Annotated in this window: 21 protein-coding genes; 15 read left to right on the forward strand and 6 right to left on the reverse strand. The window is 67.1% G+C overall.

The features are described from left to right. The first annotated feature begins 17 nt into the window (after positions 1 to 17). The 5 genes from ureE (at position 18) to AC1D2F_RS00705 (ending at position 3,902) form a co-directional block, all read left to right on the forward strand. Positions 18 to 500 (forward strand): urease accessory protein UreE, encoded by a 483-nt coding sequence (ureE, locus tag AC1D2F_RS00685; protein ID WP_476965989.1) that lies wholly within the window; start codon positions 18 to 20, stop codon positions 498 to 500. Then, positions 481 to 1,170, forward strand: a complete 690-nt coding sequence (locus tag AC1D2F_RS00690; protein WP_476965990.1) for an urease accessory protein UreF — start codon at positions 481 to 483, stop codon at positions 1,168 to 1,170. Before ureE ends, AC1D2F_RS00690 begins: the two co-directional genes overlap by 20 nt. A 46-nt stretch (positions 1,171 to 1,216) precedes the next feature. Then, complete coding sequence (ureG, locus tag AC1D2F_RS00695; RefSeq protein ID WP_476965991.1) at positions 1,217 to 1,834, forward strand: urease accessory protein UreG; 618 nt, start codon at positions 1,217 to 1,219, stop codon at positions 1,832 to 1,834. Between the two features lie 344 nt (positions 1,835 to 2,178). Then, complete coding sequence (locus AC1D2F_RS00700; protein WP_476965992.1) at positions 2,179 to 2,838, forward strand: urease accessory protein UreD; 660 nt, start codon at positions 2,179 to 2,181, stop codon at positions 2,836 to 2,838. 17 nt (positions 2,839 to 2,855) lie between these two features. After that, the gene (locus AC1D2F_RS00705) at positions 2,856 to 3,902 is read left to right on the forward strand and encodes a HoxN/HupN/NixA family nickel/cobalt transporter (protein WP_476966096.1); all 1,047 of its coding nucleotides are present in this window, start codon (positions 2,856 to 2,858) and stop codon (positions 3,900 to 3,902) included. A gap of 20 nt (positions 3,903 to 3,922) precedes the next feature. Here AC1D2F_RS00705 and galK read toward each other — a convergent pair whose 3' ends face one another. The 6 genes from galK to AC1D2F_RS00735 all read right to left on the reverse strand — a co-directional run bounded on the left by galK (position 3,923) and on the right by AC1D2F_RS00735 (position 11,847). Then, positions 3,923 to 5,095 (reverse strand): galactokinase, encoded by a 1,173-nt coding sequence (gene galK / locus AC1D2F_RS00710; RefSeq protein ID WP_476965993.1) that lies wholly within the window; start codon positions 5,093 to 5,095, stop codon positions 3,923 to 3,925. Then, positions 5,092 to 6,231 carry a galactose-1-phosphate uridylyltransferase gene (gene galT / locus AC1D2F_RS00715; RefSeq protein ID WP_476965994.1) on the reverse strand — a complete coding sequence of 380 codons (1,140 nt, stop codon included), beginning with the start codon at positions 6,229 to 6,231 and terminating at the stop codon, positions 5,092 to 5,094. The genes galK and galT overlap by 4 nt, the downstream gene beginning before the upstream one ends. A 30-nt stretch (positions 6,232 to 6,261) precedes the next feature. Continuing rightward, complete coding sequence (locus tag AC1D2F_RS00720; RefSeq protein ID WP_476965995.1) at positions 6,262 to 8,427, reverse strand: alpha-galactosidase; 2,166 nt, start codon at positions 8,425 to 8,427, stop codon at positions 6,262 to 6,264. A gap of 106 nt (positions 8,428 to 8,533) precedes the next feature. Beyond that, positions 8,534 to 9,874 (reverse strand): ABC transporter substrate-binding protein, encoded by a 1,341-nt coding sequence (locus AC1D2F_RS00725; protein WP_364746691.1) that lies wholly within the window; start codon positions 9,872 to 9,874, stop codon positions 8,534 to 8,536. A gap of 71 nt (positions 9,875 to 9,945) precedes the next feature. After that, positions 9,946 to 10,878, reverse strand: a complete 933-nt coding sequence (locus AC1D2F_RS00730; protein ID WP_364746693.1) for a carbohydrate ABC transporter permease — start codon at positions 10,876 to 10,878, stop codon at positions 9,946 to 9,948. A gap of 12 nt (positions 10,879 to 10,890) precedes the next feature. Then, positions 10,891 to 11,847: a carbohydrate ABC transporter permease gene (locus AC1D2F_RS00735; RefSeq protein ID WP_229994250.1), complete on the reverse strand. Its 957-nt coding sequence runs from the start codon at positions 11,845 to 11,847 to the stop codon at positions 10,891 to 10,893. A 170-nt stretch (positions 11,848 to 12,017) separates the two neighbouring features. On the opposite strand from AC1D2F_RS00735, the gene AC1D2F_RS00740 reads away from it, so the two are divergent. The 10 genes from AC1D2F_RS00740 to mmsB all read left to right on the forward strand — a co-directional run bounded on the left by AC1D2F_RS00740 (position 12,018) and on the right by mmsB (position 24,891). After that, positions 12,018 to 13,268 carry a Gfo/Idh/MocA family protein gene (locus AC1D2F_RS00740; RefSeq protein ID WP_229994249.1) on the forward strand — a complete coding sequence of 417 codons (1,251 nt, stop codon included), beginning with the start codon at positions 12,018 to 12,020 and terminating at the stop codon, positions 13,266 to 13,268. A gap of 1 nt (position 13,269) precedes the next feature. Then, a complete protein-coding gene (locus AC1D2F_RS00745; protein ID WP_364746696.1) occupies positions 13,270 to 14,325 on the forward strand; it encodes a LacI family DNA-binding transcriptional regulator in 1,056 nt (351 codons plus the stop codon). A 174-nt stretch (positions 14,326 to 14,499) separates the two neighbouring features. Next, positions 14,500 to 15,522, forward strand: a complete 1,023-nt coding sequence (locus AC1D2F_RS00750) for a LacI family DNA-binding transcriptional regulator (RefSeq protein ID WP_229993543.1) — start codon at positions 14,500 to 14,502, stop codon at positions 15,520 to 15,522. Between the two features lie 111 nt (positions 15,523 to 15,633). Further along, positions 15,634 to 17,364, forward strand: a complete 1,731-nt coding sequence (gene araB / locus AC1D2F_RS00755) for a ribulokinase (protein ID WP_229993544.1) — start codon at positions 15,634 to 15,636, stop codon at positions 17,362 to 17,364. Then, the gene (locus AC1D2F_RS00760; protein ID WP_229993545.1) at positions 17,361 to 18,077 is read left to right on the forward strand and encodes an L-ribulose-5-phosphate 4-epimerase; all 717 of its coding nucleotides are present in this window, start codon (positions 17,361 to 17,363) and stop codon (positions 18,075 to 18,077) included. Before araB ends, AC1D2F_RS00760 begins: the two co-directional genes overlap by 4 nt. A gap of 86 nt (positions 18,078 to 18,163) precedes the next feature. Further along, on the forward strand, positions 18,164 to 19,684 hold the full coding sequence (gene araA, locus AC1D2F_RS00765; protein WP_229993546.1) for an L-arabinose isomerase: 1,521 nt from the start codon (positions 18,164 to 18,166) through the stop codon (positions 19,682 to 19,684). After that, positions 19,681 to 20,583: an aldose 1-epimerase family protein gene (locus AC1D2F_RS00770; RefSeq protein WP_476965996.1), complete on the forward strand. Its 903-nt coding sequence runs from the start codon at positions 19,681 to 19,683 to the stop codon at positions 20,581 to 20,583. The genes araA and AC1D2F_RS00770 overlap by 4 nt, the downstream gene beginning before the upstream one ends. Before the next feature lie 252 nt (positions 20,584 to 20,835). Beyond that, the gene (gene chvE / locus AC1D2F_RS00775; protein WP_364746705.1) at positions 20,836 to 21,960 is read left to right on the forward strand and encodes a multiple monosaccharide ABC transporter substrate-binding protein; all 1,125 of its coding nucleotides are present in this window, start codon (positions 20,836 to 20,838) and stop codon (positions 21,958 to 21,960) included. A gap of 106 nt (positions 21,961 to 22,066) precedes the next feature. Then, positions 22,067 to 23,596: a multiple monosaccharide ABC transporter ATP-binding protein gene (mmsA, locus tag AC1D2F_RS00780; protein ID WP_364746707.1), complete on the forward strand. Its 1,530-nt coding sequence runs from the start codon at positions 22,067 to 22,069 to the stop codon at positions 23,594 to 23,596. A 5-nt stretch (positions 23,597 to 23,601) separates the two neighbouring features. Further along, complete coding sequence (mmsB, locus tag AC1D2F_RS00785; protein ID WP_229993550.1) at positions 23,602 to 24,891, forward strand: multiple monosaccharide ABC transporter permease; 1,290 nt, start codon at positions 23,602 to 23,604, stop codon at positions 24,889 to 24,891. Positions 24,892 to 25,079: the final 188 nt, after the last annotated feature.

The following is a 25,079-nucleotide window of genomic DNA, read 5'->3' on the forward strand; positions in this document are numbered from 1 at the left end:
TTCCAGAGGAGACGACCATGATCATTGAAAAGGTCCTCGGCAACACCCACGACCTCCCTCCCGGCCCGGACCCGTATATAGGGCTTCACCGGGAAAAAGTGGTGCTGCCCAGCGCCCAGCTGGTCAAGCGCATCCAGCGCGTCACCACCGACCACGGGAAGGAACTCGGCATCCGCCTCCCCACCGGTTCCGGGGACCTGCGCGACGGCGACATCCTGCACGTGGCCGGAACCAACATGATCGTGGTGTCGGTGCTGCCTACAGATGTCCTGGTTATCGCCCCGCGCTCCATCCATGAGATGGGCGTGGTGGCGCATTCCCTGGGCAACCGCCACTTGCAGGCCCAGTTCTTCGACGCGTCCTCGGACTATGGGGCAGAGGTGATGGTCTGCCAGTACGACCACACCGTGGAGGACTATCTCAAACACGTCGGAGCGCCCTACGACCGCCAGGAGCGCGTGATGCCCGTCCCCTTCCGCCATGCCGAACACAGCCACTAGCTCCGCGTCCTACCAGTTGGCATTGCAGCAGCTGACGGATTCGGCGCTGCCTACCGGGGCGTTTGCTCACTCGCTCGGGTTTGAGACTTATATTGAGCGCGGGCTGGTGCGGGGTGAGGCGAGCTTTGGGGTGTGGCTAGCGGCGTTCATTTCCCAGCAGCTCACCTACTCGGACGCCCTGGCCATCCGGTTCCTGTATGAGGGTGTTGCTGTTGGTGAACTGGATGCGTTGCTGACCGCCCAGTTGCTGCCGCGGCAGCTGCGCGAGGCCAGCATCAAGATGGGGAACCGGTTGCTGGAGATCGGGGCCGAGATTTTTCCGTCCCCTGCACTGGCCGGGTACCGGGAACTGGTGACCTCCGGCCGTGCCGCCGGGCACCAGCCGTTGGCGTTTGCTGTGATCGCCCGATCCCTGGCTGTCCCGCTGGGCGAGGCCTTGGGCGCGTACTTGTTCGCCACGGTCACGTCGTTGACTCAGAACGCGGTGCGGGCAATTCCGCTGGGGCAGAACGCCGGCCAGCGGCTCCTGCGGAAGGCGGCCGACGACGTCGCGGCCGCGGCCGAGCGCGCGGGCCACCTCACGCCTGACGACTTTGGGGCCGTCAGCCCCGGACTCGAAATTTCGCAGATGCGGCACGAACGCCAGCGCGCCCGCATGTTCATGAGCTAACTGACCTGTACGAAAAATGCTTCAAGAAATATGTCTGGAGAAGAATATGTCTGAGCCCATCAAGATCGGCATCGGCGGCCCGGTGGGTGCTGGCAAGACCCAGTTGGTGGAGCGCCTCACCCGCCACATGAGCCGGGACATCTCCATGGCGGCCATCACCAACGACATCTACACGATCGAGGACGCCAAGATCCTCGCCGCCAACGGGATCCTCCCGCTGGACCGGATCATCGGCGTCGAAACCGGCGGCTGCCCGCACACCGCCATCCGCGAGGACACCTCCATGAACACGGCGGCCATCGAGGAGCTGAAGAAGCGGCACCCGGATCTGCAGGTGATCTTTGTGGAATCCGGCGGCGACAACCTCTCCGCCACCTTCAGCCCCGAACTGGTGGACTTCTCCATCTACATCATCGACGTGGCCCAGGGCGAGAAAATCCCGCGCAAGGCCGGCCAGGGCATGATCAAGTCCGACCTCTTCATCATCAACAAAACCGACCTCGCGCCGCACGTGGGCGCGGACCTCTCCGTCATGGAACGGGACTCGCGCGAATTCAGGGGCGAGAAGCCGTTCTGCTTCACGAACCTAAAGACCGACGAAGGGCTGGAGCGCGTCATCGAATGGGTGCGGCGCGACGTCCTGATGCTCGACCTGGCGTCATGACGGCGATTGTGCGGAGTCCGGCGGCTTCGCCGGATTTGGGGCCGTGCCCGTCCCCAGCCGCTCCCAACTCTCGCAAGCTCGAGTCGGAGCCCTCGCGGCAGTGGGCCCCCCGCGGTGCCCGCCACGCCGCGGCCCCAAAATCCGGCCTCGCCGCCTCAGTGGTTAAGTCGCCGATGGGGGAGCTCGAACTCGTCGTCACTGAACGTGCGGGAAAGTCTGTGGCGTCGCGTCAGTACCATCGGGGGGCCTTGAGGGTTTTGCGGCCGCACTACTTGGATGACTCCGGGCAGGTTTGTTATGTCATTGTGAATCCGGGTGGGGCCTATTTGGGGGCTGATCTTTATGTGATTGATGTGGAGGTGGCGGACGGGGCAAAGTTGCTGCTCGCGACGCAGTCGGCCACCAAGATCTACCGGACTCCTGGATCCTTCGCCGAGCAGCGGATGAGGCTGCGGCTTGGGGAGGGGGCGCGGTTGGAGTTCGCCCCGGACCAGGTGATCGCCTACCGGGAGGCCAGCTACCGGCAGAATACCCGCGTGACGGTGCGGCCGTCGTCGAGCCTGATCATGGCCGAAATTATCACCCCGGGGTGGTCGCCGGACGGCGACTCGTTCCGGTACGAGGAGCTGCGGTTGCGGACCGAGATACGGGTCGAGTCCGGGGGCGCGGCCGGGCTGCTGGCCCTGGACAACGTGCTCCTCCGCCCGTCCCTGGGCGATGTCACCGGTATGGCGTTCATGGAGGGCTTCAGCCATCTGGGGTCGCTGATCGTGGTGGACCCGCGCGTGGACCAGGCCCTCGCCGACGAACTCCACGAGATCACGGCGGGGTTCGGCGCCCACACCGGCATTTCGCTCACGGCCGCCGTGCTGGGAACGGCCGGGCTGGTGCTGAGATCGCTCTCCAACAGCACGGAGGAACTCCAGCACGTTGCTGGAGCCGCCACGGCCCTGCTGCGCAAACGCTGGTACGGCCAGGATCCGCTGGATCTGAGGAAGTACTGATGGCCGCGATCGGGCAGATGACGGCGCTGTACCGGCTCTACCGCCGGCGGGCGCACCTGCCGCTGAGGACTCGGCTGCTGGTGACCTTCGGCGCGGTGGCCGCACTGCACGCCGCCGCCGTCGTGCTCCTGGTGGCCGGTGCGGCCGGGGGCGGACCGCCGCTGGGGATCGGACTGGTCCTGACGGCCTACCTGGCGGGGGTGAAACACAGCTACGACTGGGACCACCTCGCCGCGATCGATAACTCCACCCGGAAGTTCGCGGCCGAGCACCGCGATCCAGTCAGCGTGGGCTTCGCCTTCAGCCTGGGCCACAGTTCCGTGGTGATCCTGGCCGGGGTGCTCGTGGTGGCGGGAGCCTCGCTGGTGGAGAACTTCATGGTGGAGGGGACTGCCGGGAACCTGCTGCTGGGGCTGGTCGGCAGCGGCGTATCGGGGCTGTTCCTGCTGGCCATGGGCGCCTTCAACGGCTCCGCCTTCCTCCGGACACTCAAGGTGTACCGCGGTGCGCGCAATGGTGCCGCGATCTCCCACGAGGACCTTGCCGCGAGGGGCTTCGTGACCCGGCTGTTCGCGCGTCCGCTGGCCCGGGTCCAACATCCCCGGAACATCTACGTGATCGGATTCCTCTTCGGGCTGGGTTTCGATACCGCCACAACCATCGGGCTGCTGGTCATGGCGACGGCGGCCTCCCTGGCCGGCGTTTCCCCGCTCGCGCTGCTGGCCCTTCCGCTGGCCTTCGCGGCCGCCATGACGCTGTGCGACACCATCAACGGCGTGGCCATGATGCGGATGTACCGTTCGGCCCTGACGGATCCGCGGCGCAAACTTGGCTTCAATGCCGTTATTACGGGCATTTCTGCTGTTTCCGCCCTCTTCATTGCGGTCATCACCCTGGCCGGTGCCCTTCACCAGGTGTTCGGGCTTGGCGACCCGCTGACCAGTTGGCTCGGGTCCGTGGACCTGGGCGACGCCGGGCTGCTGTTGGTGGCACTGCTGATGTCCGCCTGGGCCGCGGCCGCGCTGCACGGGCGGACATCCTCACGCGCCGGCTACGGACGTTGACCACCCGGCCGCCGGGCTGATCACAGCCGCCGCGCCCCCTCTGCCGGCAGGACGGCGAAGACGTCCGGTGCCGGCAGCCCACGGGCGGCGAAGCCGGCAAGGACCGCGGACCGGGCCCGATCGGCGTCGTTGACCGGAACCAGGGCGATGGCCGAGCCGCCGAACCCGCCGCCGGTCATCCGGGCCCCGATGGCCCCGTTGGTGCGGGCGGCGTCAACGGCCAGGTTCAGTTCCGGGCAGGAGATCTCGAAGTCGTCCCGCATGGAGCGGTGGCTGGCGTCCAGGAGTTCCCCGATGGCCAGCGGCCCAAGGGTCCCGAGCAGTTCCGCGGTCCGGGCGACCCGTGCGTTCTCGGTGACGATGTGCCGGACCCGGCGGAACGTCTCCTCGTCGAGGATCCGCTCGGCACTGGGCAGATCGGCGGCGCCGAGGTCGCGAAGGGCGCCCACGCCCATGGCCCGGGCGCCCCGGACGCAGGAGGCCCGGCGCTCGGCATACCCGCCGCTGGCGTGGGCGTGCGAGACCTTGGTGTCGATGACCAGGCAGAGAAGCCCGGCTTCCTCCAGACCGAGCGGTACCGGGCGGGAGCTGAGGTCACGGCAGTCCAGGTAGACGGCGCAATCCTTGGTGCCGAGCATCGAGGCAGACTGGTCCATGATGCCGGTGGGTGCGCCGACGACGTTGTTCTCGGCACGCCGCCCTATATCCGCCAATTCGGCGCGGCCCAGGCCGGCTCCGGTGAGATCGGACAGGGCCAGGGCGACGGCGCACTCCAGGGCTGCGGAGGAGGACAGCCCGGCCCCTACTGGTACATCGGAGGACACAAACAGGTCAAAGCCCGGCACCGTGACCCCGGCGCGTTCCAGCTCCCAGGCCACGCCGGCCGGATAAGCGGACCAGCCCGCAGCCTGGTCCGGGGTGAACGTGTCGAGATCGAATTCTGCGGGTTCAGCGCCCGGGAACCCGGAAGCCAGGCGCACGGTGCGGTCGTCCCGGGCTGCCACGGCCACGGTGGTGCTGCGGTTGATGGCGAAAGGCAGGACGAGTCCCTCGTTGTAGTCCGTGTGCTCGCCGATCAGGTTGACCCGTCCCGGTGCCTGCCATACGCCGTCGGGGTGCCGGCCGAAGAGGCCGGCGAAGGCGCCGGCCAGCGCGTCCGCCGGGCCCGTTCTTGTGGTGTCGGTGGTGGTCATCGCGCTCCCGTCCTGGCGTCCCGGAGCCGGGCGGCGACCTCTTCGGGCGTGGTGTCGTTGATGAAGGCGCCCATGGCGGCCTCGGAGCCGGCGAGGAACTTGAGTTTGTCCGCGGCGCGCCGGGGCGAGGTGAGCTGCAGGTGCAGGTAGCCGGACCGGCGCAGCACCGGGTCAAGGGGGGCCTGGTGCCAGGCGCTGATATACGGCGTCGGGCTGCCGTACAGGGCGTCCAGCCGGCCCAGCAGGTCCGGATAGAGGACGGCGAGCTCGTCGCGTTCGGCGCCGTTCAAGGCCGCCAGGTCAGGAACCTGGCGGTGCGGGACGAGATGGATTTCCAGCGGCCAGCGCGCCGCGAACGGCACGTAGGCGCTGAAGAACTCGCCCTCCACCACCATCCGGGCGCCGTCGGTCCGTTCGCTGGCCACAATGCTTCCGGTCAGGGTGGCCGTCCCTCCCGCTTCCTCATGGAACCGGCCGGCGGCCGCGGCCATCACGGCGGCCCGGGGCGTGACATAGGGGTAGGCGTAGATCTGGCCGTGCGGGTGGTGCAGTGTCACGCCGATGTCCTGGCCGCGGTTCTCGAAGCAGAACACCTGCGCCACGCCGGGCAGGGCGCTCAGTGCCTCGGTCCGGTGGGCCCAGGCGTCGATCACCGTGCGCACGCGCCGGGTGCTGAGGGCGGCGAACGTTCCCGTGTGCTCGGGCGTGAAGGCCACGACCTCGCACCGGCCGCCGGCGAGCCCGCGGCTTCCCCAGCCCGGCGCTGCCGGGGCCGCGGCGAAATCCGGGCCGAGCGACGGGAAGCGGTTTTCAAAAACGGCGACGTCGTAATCCGCGGCCGGGATCTCCGACGGCCGCGCGTCCGTGCTCGGGCACAGCGGGCATTCGTCCGCCGGCGGCAGGTGCGTCCGGTGTTGCCGGTGCGCGGCGACCGCCACCCAGTCCCCGGTCAGCGCGTCGTACCGGATTTCCCCGGACGGGCCGCGTTCGGGAAGTTCGCGGCGGTCCCTGGAGGGGCGCTGCCGGGGATGGGTGGTGTCGTCGAAATACAGGAGCTCGCGCCCGTCGGCGAGGCGTGTGCTGGTGACCGCGGACAACGACGCCGGGGCGTCGCTGCGGCTGATGATGCTGGTCATGGGGTTCCTTCAGGGGTGGGGACCGGGCGGTCAGAGGGCCTGGACGTGCAGGAGCAGGGCGTGCTCCGGGTTCAGGACCGGAAGGGGCAGGCCGACGTGCTGGAGGAAGGCGCCGGACGCGACGGCGCCGTCTTCGAGCCAGGCCGGCGGCTGGATCTGAGAGAAGGTGTGCGCGTAGTCGCCGTCGAGGGGTGTCGGCAGTTCGGCCCGGACACGGTAGGTCCGCTTCGGGTCAAGGCCCGGCAGCGAGGCCTGCCCGGGGACCTCAGCCGGAGAGGATGCGAGGGACACGGCAGCGAACAGGGCCTCGCCGGCGTCGTGGGCAACCACACCGTGGACACTCAGGGTGGGCTCGGCGGTGTCCGCGTTTACCCGCTTGCCGGAGTGGATCAGGGCGCGGTGGCGCTTGTACAGCGCAATCACGCGGCGCAGAGTGGCGCGCTCCTCGCTCGTGGCCGCGCGGATGTCCCACTCCATGCCGAAGTGGCCAAAGAGTGCGGTGATGGCGCGGAAGGAGATGTCGTGGGTGCGGGCCGTGGTGTGCGAGGTGGTCGGGCCGATATGCGCTCCGACGAGTTCCGGGGGCAGAATCGCCTGGGTCCAGCGCTGGATGGTTTGGCGTTCCAGGGCGTCGTTGCAGTCCGAGGCCCACACGCGGTCGGTGCGCTGCAGGATGCCGAGGTCCACGCGGGCCCCGCCGGAGGAGCAGCTTTCGATCTCCACGTCCGGGTGCGCTGCCTTGAGCGCGTCGAAGAGGCGGTAGGCGGCCAGCGTCTGTTCGTGGACGGACGGGCGGCCGCCGCGGCCGTGCTCGGTGAGGTCGCGGTTCTGGTCCCACTTGAGGTAGGCGATGGTGTTTTCGCGCAGCAGGGCGTCGAGGCGGTCGTAGATGTACTGCCAGGCCTCCGGATTGGCGAGGTCCAGGACGTGCTGGTGGCGCCAGGTGTGCGCGAGCCGGCCGCCGTCCTTGTACGAAAGCGCCGACGGGCCCACGATCCAGTCCGGGTGTTCGCGGGCGACGTCGGAGTCCAGGTTGACCATCTCCGGCTCCACCCACAGGCCGAATTCCATGCCGTGGCCGGTGACGGCGTCGATCAGCGGGGTGAGGCCGTTGGGCCACAGGCCCTCGTCTACGTACCAGTCGCCGAGGCCCGCGTGGTCGTCGCGGCGGCCGCGGAACCAGCCGTCGTCGAGGACGAAGCGTTCCACGCCGAGCCCGGCGGCCGATTCGGCGAGTTCCAGCAGGGGTTCGAGGCGATGGTCAAAGTACACGGCCTCCCACGTGTTGAGCACCACGGGGCGGACCCGCCCGGACGTGGTGTCCACGTGCTGCGGCCGGGCACGGAACCAGTCATAGAAGGCCTCGGTGATGCCGTCCAGGCCATGGCCGGAGTAGGCGGCAAAGAGCGACGGCGTCCGGTAGCTGCCGCCGGGGGGGAGCACCACTTCGCCGGAGCCGAGCAGCTCCGCGGCGCCGAGCATGCGCCGGCCGTCGGTGAGGCTGTCGAGGTACTGCTCGTGGTTGCCGCTCCAGCCGAAATGCGTGGCCCAGACCTGGCCCCGGCGGTTGGAGAAGCCGGCGGACCCGGCAGCCACCAGCAGCGAGGAATCGTGGCCGGTCCGGCCGTGCCGGCCGGTACGGACCCAGGTTCCCTGCTGGACGGCGTGCCGCTGCGGGTGGTTTTCGCGGCACCAGCGGCCGGTGAGGTCGAGCAGTTCCGTGGCGTCCCGCGGCACCGGCAGCACCGCGGCCAGTTCCTCGAGCTGGTACTCGGCCGTGCCGCTGTTGGTCAGCGTGTGCGCCAGCTCCAGGAGGCCGCCGGGGTGAAGGGTGAGCTCGGAACTGATTTCCAGTCCGGCCTCGGAATCCCGGTGGATGATCAGTACCCCGTGCCCGCCCTCCTGCATCTGGGCGGACACCACCCGCAGGGCCGGCGAGAAGTCCTGGCCGGGTCCGCCGTCGGCGTTCCGGTGCCCGCGCAGGCCCGGCCGTCCGGCCCAGCCGGAGGAGGCCTGCGGGAGCAGCCCGGCGGTGACGGGGATGTCGAGGGCGGAGTGGGGGACGGGCCCGCGGAGGACCGCCAGGTCGGGGAGGTGTTCGCCGAGGTCGGCGCCCCAGTGGACGATCTCGGCCTCGCCGGAATCGAAGGCCAGCAGGAGGCTGGTGCCGGCAGAACGCAGGTGCACGGGGTGCATGGGATTCGCTTTCAGTTGTGCGGAAGTCAGGTGCTGGTGCGCGGGATCCGGCTCGGGATCCCGCGCACCGGGCGCCGCCGTTACTGGCGGCTATGGCTTCAGAGGCTTACTTGAAGAGGGCGTTGACCTGGTTGTTGGCCTCGGTGAGGGAGCTGGCAGGCTTCTTGCCGGAGAGGACGGCGTCCATGGCCGGCTTCATGATGCCGTCCACCTTGGCTGCCTTATCCGCGATCGGGAACAGGAACGTGGTTCCTTCCTTGACGTGGGTGGTGAAGGCGGAGACGTCGGTGCCCTTGGCCTTGAATGCTTCGGCTGCCTTCTCGGAGGAGCTGGTGAGAGCCGGGAACACGACGCCCTTGGAGGCTACGACGTCCTGGCAGGCGGTGGAGGCGAGGTATTCGACCCACTTGACTGAGGCGGCCGGGTTCTTGCTGCCGGCCCAGACGGAGTCGGCCAGGCCGTTGAACATGCTGGCGCGCTTGCCCTCGGGGCCCTTCGGGGTGGGGGCGAACGCGGTCTTCACGCCCTTGTAGCTCTTGTACTGGCCGATCAGCCAGTCACCGGTGGTGTTGATGGCAGCCTTGCCGGCGCCGAAGTTGTCCGCCAGGCTGGCGCCGACGGTGGTTTCGAGCTTGGGCATGTAGCCCTTTTCTACGAGTCCGGCCCACCAGGCGATGGTTTCCTGGAACTTGGGGTCGTCGTAGTTGAACTTGGTGCCCCAGGGGTTCTTGTCCGTGGCGCTCCAGCCGGTGGTGGCGCTGAGGAAGCTCCACTCGGTCTGGCCCTGCCCGGAGCCGCTGCCGGCGAGACCGAGGCCGTAGACGGCCACTTTGTTCTTGTCGAAACCTGCCGCGTCGCCGCGCACGCCGTTCTTGTCCACGGTCAGGTGCGCGATTGCCTTCTCGTAGCTGCCGCCGTCCTGCGGGTTCCAGTCCAGGTTGGCCATCTGCTCGGCGGTCAGGCCCGCGGAGTCCGTCATGGCCGTGTTGTAGAAGAGGCCCACGGTGTCCCAGTCCTTGGGCAGTCCGTAGCGCTTGCCGTCCTGGCCCACCCAGAGCTCGGGGAGTCCCTTGGTGTAGCTCTCCAGCTTGATGCCGTCCTTGGCCACTGCGTCGTCAAGGGAGAGCAGCTGCTTCTTCGCGGCGTACTCGGGGTACTTCGAGAGGTGGTTGGTGAAGACGTCGGGGGCAGTGCCGGCGACGAAGCCGTTGGTCAGCGTGGTCCAGTAGTCGTCCCAGCCGCGCTGGGTGATCTTGACCTTGATGTCCGGGTTGGCCTTGGTGAAATCGTCCGCGCACTGCTGGTAGGCCGGGAGCTGGTTGGCGTCCCACAGCCAGTAGTTGATTTCGCCCTTGGCCTCGGTGGAGGCCGGGGCGGACCCGCCGCAGGCGGAGAGGGAGATTGCGATGGCTGCGGCGGCAGCGACGGCGCCGAGGGTCTTCTTCATGGTGGACCTTTCATGGAAGTGCTTCTTTGAGGGGAACGCTTGTTGACGGGGCAGTGCGTGTTGGGTCGGGGTTACTTGATGCCGGAGAAGCCGATGGAGTTGACCACCCGCTTGCCGAAGGCGATGAAGAGCAGGAGGACGGGCAGGGCCGCGATCAGTGTTGCGGCCATCAGGCCGGACCAGTCGGGGGCGCCCTGCGGGGACTGGGACTTGAAGACGCCCAGACCCACGGTGAGGACGCGGACACTTTCGTCCTGGCCCACCAGCAGCGGCCAGAAGTACTCGTTCCACTGGCCGATGAAGGTTAGCAGCGCCAGGGTGGCCAGCGGGGCCGCGGCGTTCGGGAGCACGATCTGGAAGAAGATCCGCACGTGCTTGGCGCCGTCGAGCATGGCGGCCTCTTCCACTTCGCGGGACATGGAGAGGAAGAACTGGCGCAGGAAGAAGATGGCGAAGGGGGTCATGAACAGGAACGGCAGGGCCAGACCGGCGAACGTGTTGAGCAGGCCGAGGTTCTTGATCATCAGGAAGTTGGGCAGGGCTGTGAAGATCGGCGGGACCATCATGGTGGCCAGGAACAGGCCGAACACCACGTTCCGGCCCGGCCAGCGGAGCCGGGAGAAGGCGTAGGCGGCCATCGCGCTGAAGAAGACCTGCCCGGCGGTGGTGACGGTGGCGAAGATGACGGAGTTCCGCAGGTACAGCCAGAAGTTGATGGCGGCGCCGGAGCCGCCCTCGGCGATGGCTTCCTCGGGGCTCTGCAGCCCCAGGACCCGCTTGAAGGCGCCGAGGCTGAAGTCGGCCGGCAGCAGGTTGCTGGCGTTCGAGGCCAGGGAGGCGTTGCTGGACAGTGCGGTGCGGAGCATCCAGAGGAACGGCGCGATCGTCACGACGACGGCGATGGCGACGAGGGTCCAGGCGCCGACGCGGCGCCAGTTAACCGGCTTCCTGGGAGCGGGAACGGTGGCGGCGGGTTTCTTGCGGGAAGGGGCGGAGGTAGTCATGGCTGGGGTTCCTTAGTCCAGATCCGATTCGTTGCCCTTGAGGAACTTCATCTGGACGAAGGCCACAAGAGCGAGAATGACGAAGAGAATGACGGACAGGGCCGAGGCGTAGCCGAAGTCGGATTCACCGAAGGCCTTCTGGTAGATGTACATCTGGATGACGCGGGAGGCATTGATCGGGCCGCCACCCGTGGTCACTGCCACGGTGTCGAAGACCTGGAAGGAGCCGATCACGGTGACCACCAGGACCAGCACCAGCACGGGGCGCAGGAGCGGCATCGTGATGCTCCAGAAGGTCCGGGTCGGGGAGGCGCCGTCGAGCGAGGCGACCTCGTATACGTGGTTGGGGATGGACTGCAGGCCGGCGAAGATCAGCAGGGCCGTGTATCCCATGTGGCGCCAGACGTTGACGCCGGCGATGGTGGGGATGGCCCATTGCTCGCTGCCGAAGAAGGCGATGCGCGGCAGGCCCAGCCAGTTGATGACCTCGTTGACGATTCCCAGCTGGTAGTCGAGCATCCAGAACCACAGCAGCGCGACGATCACGTTGGCCACGAGGAAGGGCAGCAGCAGGGCGCCGCGGATAAGCGTGGACTTGGCGACGTTGTGCATCAGCAGGGCCAGTCCGAGCGCGATCACCGTCTGGAAGCCGATGTTCAATGCCACGTACTGGACCGTGACGGCCATGGCGTTCCAGAACAGATCGTCCGCGAAGATCGCGGTGTAGTTCTTGATCCCGATCCAGGTGGGATCCCCCAAGACGCTGTACTCGGTGAAGCTGAGGTAGACGCCGCGGATGCTCGGCACAAGGTAGAACGCCACGAAGCCGAGCAGGGCCGGGGCGATGAAGAGAAGGGCAACCTTCAGGTCGCTCCGGGGTCGGCGCCGGCGGCGGGGGGCAGCGTTGCCCGTTCCCGTGCCGGTCGCCTTGCGGGCCGGGGCGGCTCCGCGGGCAGTTGTGGTGGTCATTGGTGGTTCCTCCGCAGTTACGTGGATGCTGTGACGTGGATTACAACTGGGGATGAATCTACACGAGTAACTTTCCAATGCGCAACAGTTTCTTCCATGTTTCCGGGCTGGAAACTTCCGCTCATCATCAGCTATTGACTCGAGTAGAAGCTGGTGTGAAACTTGCGTGCATGACGTTCTCACTAGGCATCGTTGGCGCCGGACAATTCGCAGGCGCCTTCGCCAAACTCTTCGACGCCCACCCCGCCATTTCCGAAGTCCATGTCACCGACGTCCTGCCGGAACGGGCCGAGGCCCTCCGGGAGCGGCTGGGCCTGGCCGGGACCTATCCCAGCTTCGAGGCCATGCTCGACAGCGGCCTGGACGCCGTGGCGATCTTCACCCAGCGCTGGACGCACGGGCCCCTGGTGCTGCAGGCGCTCCGCGCGGGCAAGCACGTCTACTCGGCAGTACCGATGGCCATCAGTGAGGACGAGATCGCCCAGATCATCGACGCCGTCCGCGACACGGGCCTGACCTACATGATGGGCGAGACGAGCTACTACAACCCCGCCACGGTGTATGCCCGCAAGCGCAGGGCCGAAGGCGCATTTGGTCGCATTTTCTATGCCGAGGGCGACTACGTCCATGACATGGACCTTGGCTTCTACGAGGCCTACCAGTACAGCGGCGGGGAGGACTGGAAGCGCACCGCCAGCTACCCGCCCATGCTGTATCCGACCCACTCCACCGGCGGCGTACTGGGCGCAATCGGCGGCCATGCCGTCAGCGTCAGCTGCATTGGCGTCTCCGACGAGCGCGGCGACGGCGTGTTCGACAAGGACGTCAGCATGTTCGGCAACGACTTCTCCAATGCCACCGCGCTGTTCGAACTCTCAACCGGCGGGTCCATGCGCATCAACGAGATGCGCCGCGTCGGCTACCCCTCCCACCTGCGCGAAAGCCGCTTCCGGTACTTCGGCACGGACGCCAGCTTCGAGCAGCTGGCCACGGTCAGTGTGTGGCAGGACAAGGAGTCCGTGACCGACGTCAGCGCGGAACTGGCCACCGGGGCCACGCTCGCTGCCGACGATCCTTCGCTGGCCGGCGTCGCCCCGGCCCTGCGGGACGCCTTCACCTCCGGCATGGCACCCGTGCACGACGCCGGCAGGCTCCCCGCCGAGTTCCGCGGACTTCACAACGGGCACGAGGGAAGCCACCACTTCCTGGTGGACGACTTCGCCACAGCCGTCGCCACCGGAACGCTCCCGCCCGTCAACGCCTGGGAAGCCGCCCGCTACACCCTCCCGGGCATCGTGGCGCATGAATCCGCCCTCCGCGGCGGTGAGCGGTTGCCCGTGCCGGACCACGGCGACGCCCCGGCCAAGCTGCCCGCACAGGGACCCAACGAGGAAGGCTTTGCCGGGGAACTCCGGCGGTAGCATGGTCACTGTGCCACATTCGCCAGCCCCCGCCAGGCCCACGATCACCCGCAAAGACGTGGCCCGGCTGGCAGGTGTCAGCACCGCCGTCGTCAGTTATGTGGTGAACGATGGCCCCAAACGGGTCTCCCCGGCGACGGCCGCGAAAGTGCGTGAGGCCATCAGCGCCCTCGGGTACCGGCCGAACGCCGCGGCGAGGGCACTGAAACTGGGCTCGAGTGAAATGCTCGGCATGGTGGTCGCGGATACCACCAACCCCTTCTTCGCCGCCCTGGCCCACGCCGTGGAGGAAGCCGCAGCGGCGCGCGGCTACGCGCTGCTGCTGGCCAACTCGGGCGGATCAGCGGCCAACGAACGCCGCCAGGTCCGGAACCTCGCGAGCCGCCGCGTGGACGGCGTCTTCCTCTCCAGCGTGCTGTTCGAACCCGACCTGACAGAGCTTGAGCATTCGGAGATCCCTGCCGTGCTGCTGAACCACAGCAGCGAGGTGCCCGGCTTCAACTCTGTCGGCGTGGAACTGCAGGAAGGCTCCCGGCGCGCCGTTGAACACCTTGTGGGCCACGGGCACCGCAAGATCGCGCTGGTCATGGGCATGAACGTCGGCAATGATCTGGACGGGCGCGAGATCGGCTGGCAGCAGGGGCTCGCGGAGGCGGGGCTCCCGGAAGGGCCGATTGTGCGTTGCGACTTCGACCGCCAAGGCGGCTACCGGGCCGGGCAGCGGCTGCTCGCCGCCGCGGACCGGCCCACCGCGGTGTTTGTCAGCTCCGACCTGCAGGCTGTCGGCCTGCTGCGCGCAGTGCAGGAGGCCGGCCTGCGGATTCCCGAGGACCTGGCCGTCTTCTCCTTCGACGGCTCGGCCGAGGCGGAGTACAGCTGGCCACCGCTGAGCACCGTGGCACAGCCCGTGCAGGCGATGGCCGAGGCCGCCGTCGAGGCGCTCATCGACTCGGACGGCGTGTCTCCCACCCGGAACAGGACGTTCCCTGTGGACCTGGTCCTCCGGGCGTCGTGCGGCTGCGTGCCAGGGCCCGTGCCCGCCGCGCCCGCCCGGTAAGGTTCCGCCCCGCGCCGATACTTGTTCCCGGCGTCCTTCCCTGCGGCCGGCAGGGGCCAAATGGTCTATCGTTAGCGCTAACAGGATCCGGGGGCGGGCCACCAGCGGGCGTCCAATGCCCTCCTATAGTTTGATTTCAAGCCGGTGGACGCATCGGAGCGGAAGGGGCCTCGCATGGGGAACAGCAACGACCGGCGGCAGCCGCGGCTCGAAGACGTCGCAGCGCTGGCCAAGGTTTCCCATCAGACTGTGTCGCGGGTGATCAACAACCACCCGAACGTCAGCACGGCAACAAGGTCGCGGGTCGAGGCAGCGATCGCCGAACTCGGCTACCGGCGCAACACGGCCGCTCGGAGTCTGGTGACCCGGCGCACCCAGACCATCGGCGTCCTCGCCTCCGAGCTCGGGCAGTACGGCCCTGCGAATACCCTGCTAGGGGTCCAGCAAGCCGCCCGGGAAGCAGGGTATTTCGTGAGCATTGCCGCGATCAAGGGGGCCGGGGCGAAGGCCATTTCCGATGCTGTGCGCCATCTGACGGACCAGGGCGCGGACGGAATGATCGTGATCGTGCCGCACGACGGGACACTTCAGGTGCTCGAGGACCTGAACCTGGATCTTCCGGTGATTGTCGTCGGCGGAACCGGGGAAGGGCGGCTGAGCGGCGCAATGGTCGACCAGAAGCTGGGGGCGCGGCTGGCCGTCGCCCATCTGATCAGCCTGGGCCACCAGCAGATCGGGCATGTCTCCGGACCGCTGGACTGGGTGGACGGCAAAGCCCGGGTTGACGGGTGGCGCGAGGAGCTGGCGGAAGCCGGCCTCTCCGACGAACTTCTGGTCGAGGGGGACTGGAGTGCGGGCAGCGGGTACCGGATCGGGCAGCAGCTGGCAGAGCAGCGCAGCGCCACCGCGGTGTTTGTCAGCAACGACCAGATGGCGCTCGGACTGCTGCGGGCGTTCGGCGAAAAGGGCATCCGCGTGCCGGAAGACGTCTCCCTGGTCGGCTTCGACGACCAGCCCGAATCCGCCTACTTCATGCCGCCGCTGACTACCGTGCGGCAGGACTTCGAGGAACTCGGAAAGCGCTGCATGGACCTGATACGCGCCCAGATCGAGGACGATGCCACCAGCGGCGCCCTGGTGGTCAAACCTGAGCTCGTGGTGCGCGCCAGCACCGCGCCGCGGCCCCTGCCCTCCTAAGGGCCGAAGCCCTCCGTTTCCGGCTATGCCTGCCAGCACTTCTTGACAGTATCTTTGTTAGCGCTAACAATAAGGGAGGTCGCAACGTTGCGGAACCTATTGGAGGATTTGATGGACGTCTCAGTGGACGGAACCGAAAAATTTGTCATTGGCGTGGACTACGGCACGCTTTCCGGGCGGGCCGTCGTCGTCCGGGTCCGGGACGGCAAGGAACTGGGCAGCGGAGTTTTCGACTACCCGCATGCCGTGGTCACCGGCGAGCTTCCGGAGGACACAGCGGGCGTCGCCGGCATCCGGCTTCCGGGCGAATGGGCACTCCAGGTGCCCGATGACTACCGGGAGGTCCTGCGACACGCTGTGCCAGCGGCGATCGCCGACGCCGGCATCGATCCGGCCGCCGTCGTGGGGATCGCGACGGACTTCACGGCCTGCACCATGGTTCCGGTCAAGGCCGACGGCACCCCGCTCAGTGAACTGCCGGGCTTTGCGGACAGGCCGCACTCCTATGTGAAGCTCTGGCGGCACCACGCCGCGCAGCCGCAGGCGGACCGCATCAACGCCCTCGCCGCCGAACGGGGCGAAAGCTGGCTGCCGCGCTACGGCGGGCTGATCTCCTCCGAATGGGAATTCGCCAAAGGACTGCAGCTGCTCGAGGAAGACCCGGAGAGCTACGCCGCGATGGACCGCTGGGTGGAAGCCGCGGACTGGATCGTCTGGCAGCTCTGCGGCGACTACGTCCGCAACGCCTGCACGGCCGGGTACAAGGGGATCTACCAGGACGGGCGCTACCCGTCCGAAGAGTTCCTGGCCGCCCTGAACCCGGAATTCAAGGATTTTGTTAGCGCTAAACTCCAGCACACCATCGGCCGCCTTGGCGACGCGGCGGGCCGCCTGACCGCCGAAGCCGCCGCCTGGACCGGACTGCCCGAGGGGATCGCCGTCGCGGTGGGCAATGTGGACGCGCACGTCACCGCCCCGGCCGCCAAAGCGGTGGAGCCGGGCCAGCTGGTGGCCATCATGGGAACCTCCACCTGCCACGTTCTGAACGGCGATGAACTGCGGGAAGTGCCCGGCATGTGCGGCGTCGTCGACGGCGGGATCGTGGACGGCCTCTGGGGCTACGAGGCCGGGCAGAGCGGGGTGGGGGACATCTTCGGCTGGTTCACCAGGAACGGCGTTCCGCCGGAATACCACCAGGGCGCCAAAGCTGCCGGACTGGGTATCCACGAATATCTCACCGAACTCGCGTCCGGCCAGGCGATCGGGCAGCACGGCCTGATCGCGCTCGACTGGCACTCGGGAAACCGTTCCGTGCTGGTGGACCACGAACTCTCCGCCCTGGTTGTCGGCCAGACGCTGGCCACCCGCCCGGAGGACGTTTACCGGGCGCTTCTGGAGGCCACGGCTTTCGGCACCCGGACCATCGTGGACGCCTTCCGTGACTCAGGGGTGCCGGTGAAGGAGTTCATCGTCGCCGGCGGGCTCTTGAAGAACGAGCTGCTCATGCAGATCTATGCCGATGTCACAGGTCTGCAGCTCTCCACCATCGGATCGGCGCAGGGGCCGGCCCTGGGTTCGGCCATCCACGCCGCCGTCGCTGCCGGAAAGTACCCGAACATCAGGGTGGCTGCGGCCGCGATGGGCTCGGCGCCGGGCGCCGTCTACACGCCGATCCCGGAGAACGTCGCGGCCTACGAGGAACTCTTCCGGGAGTACCGGACCCTGCACGACTACTTTGGCAGGGGAGCGAACGAGGTCATGCACCGGCTCAAGGCGATCCAGCGCAATGCTGTCCGGCCCCTCGTCACCAAGACCCTCCTCACCGAAGGAGTGCCGGCATGAGCGCGCTGCTGGAGACCATTGCCCGCATCCGGCAGGAAGTCTGCACACTGCACTCGGAGCTGACCCGCTACGGGCTGGTGGTGTGGACGGCCGGCAATGTCTCGGCCCGCATCCCCGGTTACGAGCTCATGGTCATCAAGCCTTCGGGCGTCTCCTACGACGAGCTGACGCCTGAGCTCATGGTGGTTACCGACCTGCACGGCACCCCGGTCAGCTCAGTTCCCGCCGGAGACGGCGCCGCCGGCGGGACCGTCGAATGGCGCAACCCGGCCCTGTCGCCGTCCTCGGACACCGCGGCACACGCCTACGTTTACCGGCATATGCCCGAGGTCGGGGGAGTGGTGCACACCCATTCGACCTACGCCACGGCCTGGGCTGCCCGGGGAGAGCCGATCCCCTGCGTGCTGACCATGATGGGGGATGAGTTCGGCGGGACGATCCCGGTGGGCCCGTTCGCGCTGATCGGGGACGACTCGATCGGGCAGGGCATCGTGGACACTCTGGTCCAGTCCACCTCTCCCGCCGTGCTGATGCAGAACCACGGGCCCTTCACGGTGGGCAAGGATGCCCGCTCCGCCGTGAAAGCCGCAGTGATGTGCGAGGAGGTGGCCAAGACGGTCCACGTGTCCCGCCAGCTCGGCGAGCCCCTGCCGATCGATCCGGCCCAGATCGACTCGCTCTACGCCCGCTACCAGAACGTCTACGGCCGCTAGGCCCAATAAACCAGGCCGCCAGGCCCAAAACCCAAGCCGCCAGGCCGCGAAACCGCGGTCGCCCTTCGCCTTCGTCAGGAGAAAACATGTCCAACGCCAACAACACGTCCCTTGAGCAGTACGAGGTCTGGTTCCTCACCGGCAGCCAGCACCTCTACGGCGAGGACGTCCTCAAGCAGGTCGCCGCCCAGTCGCAGGAGATCGCCGACGCGCTGAACGCCGCCGCCGATGTCCCGGTGAAAATCGTCTGGAAGCCCGTGCTCACCGACTCGGATGCCATCCGCCGCACCGCCCTGGAAGCGAATTCCGACGACGCCGTGATCGGCGTGACCGCCTGGATGCACACCTTCAGCCCGGCCAAGATGTGGATCCAGGGCCTGGACCTGCTCCGCAAACCGCTGCTGCACCTGCACACCCAGGCCAACGCCGAACTGCCCTGGGCGGACATCGACTTCGACTTCATGAACCTGAACCAGGCCGCGCACGGCGACCGCGAGTTCGGCTACATCCAGTCCCGCCTCGGCATTCCCCGCAAGACCGTGGTGGGGCACGTGTCCAACCCCGAGGTCTCCCGCCAGGTCGGATCCTGGCAGCGCGCCTCGGCGGGCTGGGCCGCCGTCCGGACCCTCAAACTGACCCGCTTCGGCGACAACATGCGCAATGTTGCCGTCACCGAAGGGGACAAGACCGAGGCCGAGCTGCGCTTCGGCGTCTCGGTCAACACCTGGTCCGTCAACGAACTCGCCGACGCCGTGCACGGCGCGGAAGAATCCGACGTCGACACCCTCGTCGCCGAATACGAGCGGCTCTACGACGTGGCCCCCGAACTTCGGGCCGGCGGAGCCCGGCACGAGTCGCTGCGCTACAGCGCCCGGATCGAACTGGGCCTGCGCAGCTTCCTCGAGGCCAACGGCTCCGCGGCCTTCACCACCTCTTTCGAAGACCTCGGCGCACTCCGCCAGCTGCCGGGCATGGCCGTGCAGCGGCTCATGGCCGACGGCTACGGCTTCGGCGCCGAGGGCGACTGGAAAACCGCCATCCTGGTCCGCGCCGCCAAGGTCATGGGCGCCGGGCTCCCCGGCGGCGCCTCGCTCATGGAGGACTACACCTACCATCTGGTCCCGGGCCAGGAGAAAATCCTGGGCGCCCACATGCTCGAGGTCTGCCCGTCCCTGACCGCCACCACGCCCCGCGTGGAAATCCACCCGCTCGGCATCGGCGGCAAGGAAGACCCGGTCCGCATGGTCTTCGACACCGACGCCGGCCCCGGCGTCGTGGTGGCGCTGTCCGATATGCGCGACCGCTTCCGCCTCGTGGCCAACGCCGTCGACGTCGTGGACCTCGAGGAGCCGCTGCCCAACCTGCCGGTGGCCCGCGCCCTCTGGTCGCCCAAGCCGGACTTCGCCACCTCCGCGGCCGCCTGGCTGACCGCCGGGGCCGCCCACCACACCGTCCTCTCCACCGCCGTCGGCATGGACGTCTTCGAGGACTTCGCCGAGATCGCCCAAACCGAACTGCTGACCATCGACGACGGCACAACCATCCGGGGATTCAAGAAGGAACTGGCCTGGAACGCCGCCTACTACAAACTGGCCGGCGGTCTGTGACCGGGGACGAATTCGGGCTCCGGCACGGGGAATACTCCGCGCTCATCACCGCCCGCGGTGCGGCGGTGCGGGAACTGCGGCACAGGGAACGGGACCTGATCGTCCCGTTCCCGGCGGGCGGGCCCAACCCGGACTTCCGCGGCGTCGTCGTTGCGCCGTGGCCGAACCGGATTCCTGACGGCAGGTACACCTTCGACGGCGTGGACTACCTGGTGCCCGTCAATGAGCCCGGCCGGCAGTGCGCCCTGCACGGCTTTACCCCGGAGCTTGACTGGAAGATGGAGTTCCGGACGGAATCCGCCGTGGAGCTCTCCTGCGCCATCGAGCCGGTGCCCGGCTACCCCTTCGCGCTGTCGATCACAGCGCGCTACCGGCTTGACGGCGGCGGCCTGCACACGAGAATCACGGCTTCCAATGTGGGGGAGCGCGCGGCGCCCTACGGGGTCTGTCCGCACCCCTACCTGCTGGCAGGACCGGCTCCGCTGGACGAATGGACCCTCGAGGTCCCGGCGCGGACGTTCCTTGAGGTGACGCCCGACCGGTTGCTGCCGGTCACCACCCGGCCCGTTGACGGTCACGAGTACGACTTCCGCACCGCCCGCGTCATCGGTGCGACCCAGATCGACCACGCTTTCACCGACATTGTGTTCGACGGCGGTGGGCAGGCACACGTTGTGCTCCGGGACCCGGGCGGGGCCGGCGTCGGCCTGGCCTGGGATCGCAGCTGCGCCTGGCTGCAGGTCCACACCGCCGACAAGCAGCCGCCGATACCCGACCGGCTGGGGCTCGCCGTGGAACCCATGACCTGCCCGCCGGACGCCTTCAACACCGGCACGGACCTCGTGCGGCTCGAACCCGGAGCCTCACACGACGCGACCTGGCGCATCTTTGCCGACTGACGGCCAGATCTCACGCCGTCAGTCGAAGGGGGTAAATCGTCGGATGTGCGTTGACTCACATGTTTCGAGAAGCTATCTTTGATCATATTGTTAGCGATAACAATCGGCCGCGGTTCCCTTACCGGCTGAATCCCCGTTCTATTCAGACCTCCGCAATCCTCCCGATGTTAAAGCCCCGCAGGGGCACAATGACGTGCAGGACTGCGATCAGGAGCAACTTCGCGGACTATGGGTCCGCGGAAGGAGAAAATTGTGAAGATCAGGAAACTCCTGGGCGCCGTTGCGGTTGTCCTCGCTGTGACCGTAGGGGCCACAGGGTGCGGCAGCCGGCCCGGCACGGCCGCCCCGGCCGCCAGTGCCGATGCTGCCGGTTCCCTCGTCGGGATCTCGATGCCGACGCAGACTTCGGAACGGTGGATCGCCGACGGCAAGAACGTCTCGGACTCCTTGACGAAGCTAGGGTACAAGGCTGACCTGCAGTACGCCAATGACGACATCCCCACGCAGGTGTCCCAGATCGAGAACATGCTCACCAAGGGCGCCAAAGCCCTGATCGTCGCGGCCATCGACGGCACCACGCTGACCGACGTCCTCGCCAAGGCGAAAGAACAGAACGTCAAGGTCATCGCCTACGACCGGCTCATCAACGGCACTCCGAACGTCGACTTCTACACCACCTTCGACAACTACACGGTGGGCGTGCAGCAGGCCACTTCGCTGCTGACCGGCCTGGGCCTTGTTGACGCCAGCGGCAACAAGGTCGAAGGCAAGGGCCCGTTCAATGTGGAGCTCTTCGCCGGCAGCCCGGATGACAACAACGCCAACTTCTTCTGGACCGGCGCCATGGACACCCTCAAGCCGTACCTGGACGCCGGAACCCTGAAGGTGCCCAGCGGCCAGACCAAGTTTGAGCAGGCTGCCATCCTGCGCTGGCAGGCCCCCGTGGCCCAGAAGCGCATGGAGGACATCCTCACGGCCGCCTACAGCTCCGGCACCAAGCTCGACGGCGTCCTCTCCCCGTATGACGGCCTCTCCATCGGCATCATCTCGGCCCTGACCAGCACCGGCGGCTACGCCAAGGGAAGCCTGCCGATCGTCACCGGCCAGGACGCCGAAAAGGGTTCGGTGAAGTCCATCACCGCCGGCGAGCAGTACTCCACGATCTTCAAGGACACCCGCCAGCTCGGAGCCCAGGCCGTGAAGATGGTCGACGCCCTCCTGAAGGGACAGGAACCCGAGGTCAACGACACCAAGACCTATGACAACAAGGTCAAGGTAGTCCCTGCGTACCTGCTCAAGTCCGTGATCATCACGAATGAGAACTACAAGAAGGAACTCATCGACTCCGGTTACTACACCGCGGCCGACGTCAAGTAGCCACCTCGAAGGGTGGCGGGCCGCGTCGAGTCCGGGCCGCCACCCTTCCCGTAGACCCCTGCAGCCGCAGGACGTCCCAAGTACTACCAGTCAGTGAGAATTGGCGATGAACACACCCATTCTTCAAATGCGAGGAATCACCAAGACCTTCCCGGGCGTGAAGGCCCTCCAGGACGTCACCCTGCAGGTGAACCGCGGCGAAGTCCATGCCATCTGCGGTGAAAACGGCGCCGGCAAATCCACCCTGATGAAGGTGCTGTCCGGCGTCTACCCGCACAGCTCCTTCGACGGCGACATTCTCTTCGAAAACGAACCCTGCAACTTCTCCAGCATCAGCGACAGCGAGAAGCGCGGAATCGTGATCATTCACCAGGAGCTGGCCCTGAGCCCTTACCTGTCGATCGCCGAGAACATCTACCTCGGCAACGAACAGGCCAAGCGCGGCTGGGTGGACTGGCGCAAGACCAACCTGGAAGCCGCGAAACTCCTGGCCCGGGTGGGCCTGAGTGAAAACCCGGTCACCCCCGTCCAGCACATCAGCGTGGGCAAGCAGCAGCTCGTGGAAATCGCAAAGGCACTCTCGAAGGAGGTCAAACTCCTTATTCTCGACGAACCGACGGCGGCCCTCAACGACGAGGACTCGAGCCACCTGCTGGACCTGATCCTGCACCTGAAGGGCCAGGGTGTCACCAGCATCATCATCAGCCACAAGCTCAACGAAATCCGCAAAGTTGCGGACGCCGTCACAGTCATCCGCGACGGCAAGACGATCGAAACCCTCCGCCTGGGCGACGGCGAGATCACCCAGGAACGCATTATCCGCGCAATGGTGGGCCGGGACCTGGAAAGCCTGTATCCGGACCGGGAACCACGGATTGGCGAGGAAGTCCTGCGGATCGAGGACTGGTCCGTCCGGCACCCGCAGGACTACAGCCGGATGGTGGTCAACAACGCCAGCCTCAACGTCCGCAAGGGGGAAGTCGTGGGGCTTGCCGGACTAATGGGTGCCGGCAGGACGGAGCTGGCCATGAGCGTCTTCGGGCGCAGCTACGGCACCGCAACGTCGGGGAAAGTGTTCAAGCACGGCACGGAAATCAACACTTCCACCGTCTCGGAGGCAATCAAGCACGGCATCGCCTACGCCACCGAGGACCGCAAGCTCTACGGCCTGAACCTCATCGAGGACATCAAACGCAACGTTTCCATGGCCGCGCTGCGCAAGCTGGTCAAGGGCGGCTGGGTGGACAAGAACCAGGAAACTGTGGTGGCCAACGACTACCGGAAGAGCATGAATATCAAGGCTCCGTCGGTTGCCGCCATCACGGGCAAGTTGTCCGGCGGCAACCAGCAGAAGGTCGTGTTGAGCAAGTGGATGTTCTCCGACCCGGACGTGCTGATCCTCGACGAACCGACCCGGGGGATCGACGTCGGCGCGAAGTTTGAGATCTACACGATCATCGCGAAGCTGGCCGCGGAAGGAAAGGCGGTCATTGTGATCTCCTCCGAACTTCCCGAACTGCTGGGCATCTGCGACAGGATCTACGCCCTGTCCGCCGGGCACATCACCGGCGAGGTCCCGATCGCCGAAGCATCGCAGGAAACCCTCATGCACTACATGACCAAAGAGAAGGAATAGCGAACATGTCCGCCCTCCGAGAATCCCTGGGCTTCCTGGCAAGCCGCCTCCGCCAGGTCGGCATCTTTGTCGCCCTGATCCTGATCGTCCTGCTGTTCCAGATCCTGACGGACGGGATCCTGCTGCAGCCGCAGAACGTCACCAACCTGGTGGTCCAGAACAGCTACATCCTGATCCTGGCCATCGGCATGGTGATGGTGATCATCGCCGGCCACATCGACCTGTCCGTGGGTTCGGTCGCCGGCTTCATCGGCGCCTGCGCCGGTGTCATGATCGTGCACTGGGGATGGGACTGGTGGCTCGCCATCCCGGCCTGCCTGCTGGTCGGCGCGCTGGTGGGTGCCTGGCAGGGCTACTGGATCGCGTACGTCGGCATTCCCGCCTTCATCGTCACCCTCGCCGGGATGCTGATTTTCCGCGGCCTGACACTGATCGTTCTCAAGAACCAGCAGATCACGCCGTTCCCGGGCGAACTGCGGGCGCTGGGCGGCGGCTTCCTGCCGGACATTTCCGGCGGCACGTCGGTTCTGGAGTGGCTGACGGTCATCCTTGGCGTCGGCGCCACCTTGGCGCTCGTGATCCAGGCCGTCAAGGAACGCCGGATCCGCAAGAAGTTCGAACTCGAGAACGAGCCAATGGCCTGGTTCGCCACCAAGACCGCGTTCATTGCCCTGCTCATGCTGACCATCACCTTCCTGCTCGCCAGCTACCGGGGCACCCCGATCGTCCTGATCGTGCTGGCGGTCCTGGTGATCGTCTACACGGCCCTGATGAACAACAGCGTCTTCGGCCGGCACACCTACGCGCTCGGCGGCAATCTCCACGCTGCTGAGCTGTCCGGCATCAAGACCAAGGCCGTCACCTTCCGGCTGTTCGTGAACATGGGCGTCCTTGCCGCACTGGCCGGCCTCGTGTTCACGGCCCGGCTCAACTCCGCCCAGCCGGCCGGCGGCACAGGCTTCGAACTGGACGCCATCGCGGCGGCGTTCATCGGCGGCGCCGCAGTCACAGGCGGCATCGGAACCGTTGCAGGGGCCATGATCGGTGGCCTCATCATGGGTGTCCTCAACAACGGCATGTCGATCCTGGGCCTCGGCACCGACTACCAGCAGCTCATCAAGGGCCTGGTGCTGCTCCTCGCCGTCGGCTTCGACATCTTCAACAAGAACCGCAGCGGCAAGGGCGGCGGGGCCTCGATCATTCAGCGCCTCAAGCTGAAAACCCCGCCCGCGGCGGATGCCGACGCCGGGAGGCCGGCGGAGGAGCGTCCGGTCCCGGTACCGGCCGGAAACTAGCGCGGGATACCGCAGACTGCTGCGACCCGGGTTGGCCTTCAGGAGGCCAACCCGGGTCGCTCGTTTTTGCGCGGGTATCTTTCGACGCGCAGAATGTCCTGCGACGCGCAAATTTCCTCCCGACACGGGAATCCCGGCGTCGCGAGGAAATTAGCGCGTCGCCAGGCTGAACGCGCGTCGCCGAGCGT

It is taken from the genome of Arthrobacter sp. P1_B3, from assembly GCF_056406615.1.

What these genes read in the sequence shown, in the direction of transcription:
- ureE (WP_476965989.1), top strand. Translation starts at nt 18, where the DNA reads ATGATCATTGAAAAGGTCCTCGGCAACACCCACGACCTCCCTCCCGGC.
- AC1D2F_RS00690 (WP_476965990.1), top strand. Translation starts at nt 481, where the DNA reads ATGCCGAACACAGCCACTAGCTCCGCGTCCTACCAGTTGGCATTGCAG.
- ureG (WP_476965991.1), top strand. Translation starts at nt 1,217, where the DNA reads ATGTCTGAGCCCATCAAGATCGGCATCGGCGGCCCGGTGGGTGCTGGC.
- AC1D2F_RS00705 (WP_476966096.1), top strand. Translation starts at nt 2,856, where the DNA reads ATGACGGCGCTGTACCGGCTCTACCGCCGGCGGGCGCACCTGCCGCTG.
- galK (WP_476965993.1), bottom strand. Translation starts at nt 5,095, where the DNA reads ATGACCACCACCGACACCACAAGAACGGGCCCGGCGGACGCGCTGGCC.
- galT (WP_476965994.1), bottom strand. Translation starts at nt 6,231, where the DNA reads ATGACCAGCATCATCAGCCGCAGCGACGCCCCGGCGTCGTTGTCCGCG.
- AC1D2F_RS00720 (WP_476965995.1), bottom strand. Translation starts at nt 8,427, where the DNA reads ATGCACCCCGTGCACCTGCGTTCTGCCGGCACCAGCCTCCTGCTGGCC.
- AC1D2F_RS00725 (WP_364746691.1), bottom strand. Translation starts at nt 9,874, where the DNA reads ATGAAGAAGACCCTCGGCGCCGTCGCTGCCGCCGCAGCCATCGCAATC.
- AC1D2F_RS00730 (WP_364746693.1), bottom strand. Translation starts at nt 10,878, where the DNA reads ATGACTACCTCCGCCCCTTCCCGCAAGAAACCCGCCGCCACCGTTCCC.
- AC1D2F_RS00735 (WP_229994250.1), bottom strand. Translation starts at nt 11,847, where the DNA reads ATGACCACCACAACTGCCCGCGGAGCCGCCCCGGCCCGCAAGGCGACC.
- AC1D2F_RS00740 (WP_229994249.1), top strand. Translation starts at nt 12,018, where the DNA reads ATGACGTTCTCACTAGGCATCGTTGGCGCCGGACAATTCGCAGGCGCC.
- AC1D2F_RS00745 (WP_364746696.1), top strand. Translation starts at nt 13,270, where the DNA reads ATGGTCACTGTGCCACATTCGCCAGCCCCCGCCAGGCCCACGATCACC.
- AC1D2F_RS00750 (WP_229993543.1), top strand. Translation starts at nt 14,500, where the DNA reads ATGGGGAACAGCAACGACCGGCGGCAGCCGCGGCTCGAAGACGTCGCA.
- araB (WP_229993544.1), top strand. Translation starts at nt 15,634, where the DNA reads ATGGACGTCTCAGTGGACGGAACCGAAAAATTTGTCATTGGCGTGGAC.
- AC1D2F_RS00760 (WP_229993545.1), top strand. Translation starts at nt 17,361, where the DNA reads ATGAGCGCGCTGCTGGAGACCATTGCCCGCATCCGGCAGGAAGTCTGC.
- araA (WP_229993546.1), top strand. Translation starts at nt 18,164, where the DNA reads ATGTCCAACGCCAACAACACGTCCCTTGAGCAGTACGAGGTCTGGTTC.
- mmsA (WP_364746707.1), top strand. Translation starts at nt 22,067, where the DNA reads ATGAACACACCCATTCTTCAAATGCGAGGAATCACCAAGACCTTCCCG.
- mmsB (WP_229993550.1), top strand. Translation starts at nt 23,602, where the DNA reads ATGTCCGCCCTCCGAGAATCCCTGGGCTTCCTGGCAAGCCGCCTCCGC.